Genomic DNA, 4,462 nt, shown 5'->3' with positions numbered 1-4,462 from the left:
GTCCAACCCGCTCGACCTGCCGAAGACGCTCGGCGTCACCCTCAAGGCCAACGAAGACTGATCGAAGTAGTTCCCTTCTCCCCGTATAGTGACGGGGAGAAGGGAACTACTTCGATCAGTCTTCGTTGGCCTTGACGGTGACGCCGAGCGTCTTCGGCAGGTCGAGCGGGTTGGACATGGCGCCCGCCATGATCAGTGCGAACGGCACGGATGCCGGCGGCTCGGCCGAGATTTCGAGGCTCTTCGGATCATCGAGGAATTTGCTGACCGCGGCCGTAACCTGCGCCGTCAGTTCCGGATTGTTGAGCTGCGCCATGCCGAACGGCACGATCGCCTTGGCCTGGTTGGCGATGTCCTTGCCGGACATGCCTTGCTGCTTGCCGACATAGTCCAAAACCTTGTTGGTCAGCGAATCGTCGTCGAAGCGGATCGAGGCGCTGTTGAACGAAAGCTGCTGCAACAGGCCGAGCATGGCCATGCCTTGCGCCGAATTGTCGGCGCCTTCGGGCTGTGCAGCCATCTTCTTCTGCATTTCCTGCAGCGACTTGATAAAGTCCAGCGTGTAGCCGCCGAGATTGAAGGTCATGCCGAGCGTGCCGGCATTCTCGACCGAGATGTCGTATTTCGACAGTTCCATCTTGCCGTCCGTGGGCTGCCAGGTGCCGGCCATTTCGAGATTGCCCGCGATGTTCTGGTAGCCGAGCGCGTTGATGACTTCCTTGGACTTCGGATCGTCCACCAGCGTCAGGTCGGCGTTGAATTTCTCCGTGGTGGCGGTGAATTCCATCGCCTTGCCGTCCGCCGGCGGCGTGATCTCGATGGCAAGTCCATCCATCGAGAAGGCGGTCTTGTCGGCGACCTTGACGGTCATGTTCGAGAGTTCGGCTGACTTGTACATCATCAGCGAGCCGAGCGGGCCGGTGGCGCCGTCGGCCGGAACTGTCATGTCATGGATGACGAAGGGGCTGAGGTCGAGGGTGACGCCGTCCTTGCTGTGTGTGAAGGCAGCCGTCGATACGGTGGCGATGTCATAGCCGCCATTTGCCTCGGTCACACCTTCGAGTTTGACGTCGCCGATGGGAAGCGCTTCCTTCTCCGCCGCCGGTTTGATGGCAACGCCCTGCAGCACCATGCTGGTGTTGTCGCCGGTCACGCCAGTCCAGGTGATGTCGACACCTTGTGCGACAAGCGCGGCCTTCAGCCGGTCGGCCACTGCCGTATCCTGTGCGAGGGCCGCATTCAGCGGCAGCGTGAGCAAGAAGGTCGAAAGGGCTAATTTCCTAAGAGTTGAGCGTTTGATTGTCATCGCAAGGTCCCTGAGAGTGTCCTGAAATTGTTTTTTCAATTATTTGCGCCATCACCATTCCGTGACGAACTGGACCGGAAAAAGGCGTGTCCCGGCACATTGGTCAAAAATCGCGGTGAAAGGCAAACCCGATCCCACCGTCTTTGCGCAAACCGGTGAATTTGTCATGAAGAGCCGATAGCCGGATGTCGTCGCGCTTGGCCATAGAACCCGCATGTAACAGGCTGATGTTGGCCGACATCCCCCGGGGTGCGGTTTCGTGTTGCAGAAGGGCCGGTATCTCTGTCGGGCTCTTGCCGCGAATCACCCGCTCGGCTAGTCCGAGCCCATGGGAAAAAGGCTTTTGCCGCCTGAAAATGGCGGTGGCGATCATATCGAACCGGTCGATCTGAAGAAGGCGCTGGAAGAGCGCTATCTGGCCTATGCGCTGTCGACCATCATGCACCGGGCACTGCCCGATGTGCGCGACGGACTGAAGCCGGTCCATCGCCGCATCATGCACGCCATGCGCCTGCTGCGGCTCAACCCCGACCAGGGCTTTGCCAAATGCGCCCGCATCGTCGGCGAGGTGATGGGCAAGTTCCACCCGCATGGGGACCAGTCGATCTATGACGCGCTGGTGCGGTTGGCGCAGGATTTTTCGATGCGCTATCCCTTGGTCGACGGGCAGGGCAATTTCGGCAACATCGACGGTGATAACGCCGCCGCCATGCGCTACACCGAAGCGCGCATGACCGATGTGGCGACCGAACTCTTGTCCGGCATCACCGAGGATGCCGTCGATTATCGGCCGACCTACAATGAAGAAGACGAGGAGCCGGTGGTTTTGCCCGGCGCCTTTCCGAATCTGCTGGCCAACGGCTCGTCCGGCATCGCGGTGGGCATGGCGACATCGATCCCGCCCCACAACGCCGCCGAGCTTTGCGATGCCGCACTTCACCTGATCGAAAACCGGGACGCGCCGGTGGCGAAGCTGATGGAGTTTGTCCAGGGGCCGGATTTCCCGACCGGCGGCATCATCGTCGACAGCCGCGCCTCGATCCTCGAAGCCTATCAAACCGGCCGCGGTGGCTTTCGCGTGCGCTCGAAGTGGTTCCAGGAGGACCAGGGCAGGGGCACCTGGAGCATCGTCGTCACCGAAATACCCTACGGCGTGCAGAAGGCGCGGCTGATCGAGAAGATCGCCGAACTGCTGATGGCACGCAAGCTGCCGCTGCTCGAGGACATCAGGGACGAAAGCGCCGAGGACGTCCGCGTCGTGCTGGTGCCGAAGAGCCGTTCGGTCGATCCCGGCATCTTGATGGAATCGTTGTTCAAGCTGACCGAGCTCGAAAGCCGCTTCCCGCTCAACATGAACGTCCTGTCGCGCGGCAAGGTGCCCAACGTGCTGTCGCTGAAGGGCGTACTGCAGGAGTGGCTCGAGCATCGCCGCGAGGTTTTGATCCGCCGCTCGAAACATCGGCTTGGCGAGATCGAAAGACGGCTGGAGATACTTGCCGGCTATTTGATCGCCTACCTCAACATCGACGAGGTGATCAGGATCATCCGCGAGGAGGATGAGCCAAAGCAGGTGATGATGGCCCGCTGGTCGCTCACCGACACCCAGGCCGAAGCCATCCTCAATATGCGGTTGCGCGCTCTGCGCAAGCTTGAAGAATTCGAGATCCGCAAGGAATTCGACGGCCTGAGCGCGGAGAAGAAGCAGATCGAGGCACTGCTTGCTTCAAACGAGAAGCAGTGGGCGACGATCAAATGGGAAGTCACCAACATCCGCGACAAGTTCGGTCCGGAGACCGAACTCGGCAAGCGCCGCACCCAGTTCGCCGACGCGCCCGAGCATGATCTGGCCGACATCGCACACGCCATGATCGAGCGCGAGCCGGTCACGGTCGTCGTGTCGGAAAAGGGCTGGCTGCGGGCGATGAAGGGGCATCTGGCCGATCTCTCGACGCTGACCTTCAAGGAGGGCGACAGCCTCAAGCTCGCCTTCCATGCCCAGACCACCGACAAGGTGCTGGTCTTCACCACCGGCGGCAAATTCTACACCATCGGCGCCGACCGGCTGCCTGGCGGGCGCGGCCATGGCGAGCCGATCCGCATCATCGTCGATATGGACAATGACCAGGACATCGTCACCGCCTTCGTCCACGACCCGAAGCGCAAGCTGCTGCTGGCCTCGCACGACGCCAACGGTTTCATCGTGCCGGAGGAGGAAGTCGTCGCCAACACCCGCAAGGGCAAGCAGGTGATGAACGTCAAGGCGCCGGACGAAGCCAAGCGCTGCATCCCGGTCACCGGCGACCATCTCGCCATCGTCGGCGAGAATCGCAAGATGCTGGTGTTCGCGCTCGCCGAGATTCCGGAGATGGGCCGCGGCAAGGGCGTGCGGCTGCAGAAATACAAGGATGGCGGCCTTCTCGATCTCAAACCGTTCACGCTGGAGACCGGCCTCTCCTGGCAGGATTCGGCCGACCGCACCTTCACAAGGTCGCGCGAGGAACTGGCCGAGTGGATCGGTGCCCGTGCGTCGGCCGGACGGATGGTGCCGAAGGGATTCCCGAGGACGGGGAAATTTGGGTAGCGCTGCTAATCTCCCCTCGAGGGGGAGATGTCGCCAAAGGCGACAGAGGGGGTCGGCACGACTGGACGCGACCTCCTTCGCCGGCAGAGGAGGTTAGCGCTTCACGCGCGGCGACCCCCTCTGGCCTGCCGGCCATCTCCCCCTCGAGGGGGGAGATCCCCAATCATTTGGACTATCGTCACGATTGCTGCACTATATCAGTGCATAGACAGGAGGGGTGTTTGGGAGAGCCAGGCGTTTGAAGGAAGCAAAAATCCAGAAACCGGAACGGCAGCAACGCCTGTTCGGCCTGTCGACGCCGCTCAGGTCCGCCGTCATCCCGCCGCTGTCGGCGGCGCGCTGGCTGCTGGTGCTGATCGTCGCCGCCGGCGTTTATTTCTTCCACGGCTTCCTGTTTCCGGTGCTGGCGGCGCTCGTCATCGCTTTCGCAAGCTGGCCGCTTTACCGCCGCCTGCTTGTCGCGGTCAGTGGCAACCGCACCATCGCCGCGACCTTAGCCATCCTCTTTATCTTCGCCTTCCTGGTGATCCCGATCGCGCTCGCCGGCACCTATGCTATCCACGAGGTCCGCGACT

General features: G+C 61.7%; 3 protein-coding genes and 1 pseudogene. 2 read left to right on the top strand and 2 right to left on the bottom strand.

Annotated elements, in window-relative coordinates; all coding sequences use genetic code 11:
- Positions 1-115 precede the first annotated feature (115 nt).
- Positions 116-1,306 (bottom strand): hypothetical protein, encoded by a 1,191-nt coding sequence (locus EN906_RS24225; protein ID WP_127267503.1) that lies wholly within the window; start codon positions 1,304-1,306, stop codon positions 116-118.
- 103 nt (positions 1,307-1,409) lie between these two features.
- Positions 1,410-1,679, bottom strand: coding sequence for a hypothetical protein (locus EN906_RS37380; protein WP_127258120.1), 270 nt, complete (start codon positions 1,677-1,679; stop codon positions 1,410-1,412).
- On the opposite strand from EN906_RS37380, the gene parC reads away from it, so the two are divergent.
- Together parC and EN906_RS24215 are read left to right on the top strand one after the other, a co-directional pair.
- Positions 1,635-3,887, top strand: a complete 2,253-nt coding sequence (parC, locus tag EN906_RS24220; RefSeq protein ID WP_127267504.1) for a DNA topoisomerase IV subunit A — start codon at positions 1,635-1,637, stop codon at positions 3,885-3,887. The genes EN906_RS37380 and parC overlap by 45 nt on opposite strands.
- Before the next feature lie 238 nt (positions 3,888-4,125).
- Positions 4,126-4,462: pseudogene (locus tag EN906_RS24215) on the top strand (AI-2E family transporter); the annotation flags it as partial.

Origin of the sequence: Mesorhizobium sp. M7A.F.Ca.CA.004.06.1.1 (assembly GCF_003999135.1) — a bacterium.
Classification (GTDB): domain Bacteria; phylum Pseudomonadota; class Alphaproteobacteria; order Rhizobiales; family Rhizobiaceae; genus Mesorhizobium.
Note: the sequence above shows the minus strand (reverse complement) of the source record. Positions and strands in the feature narration are given on the sequence as shown.

Coding starts and splice junctions, on each gene's coding strand:
- EN906_RS24225 (WP_127267503.1), bottom strand. CDS start 1,306: ATGACAATCAAACGCTCAACTCTTAGGAAATTAGCCCTTTCGACCTTC.
- EN906_RS37380 (WP_127258120.1), bottom strand. CDS start 1,679: ATGATCGCCACCGCCATTTTCAGGCGGCAAAAGCCTTTTTCCCATGGG.
- parC (WP_127267504.1), top strand. CDS start 1,635: ATGGGAAAAAGGCTTTTGCCGCCTGAAAATGGCGGTGGCGATCATATC.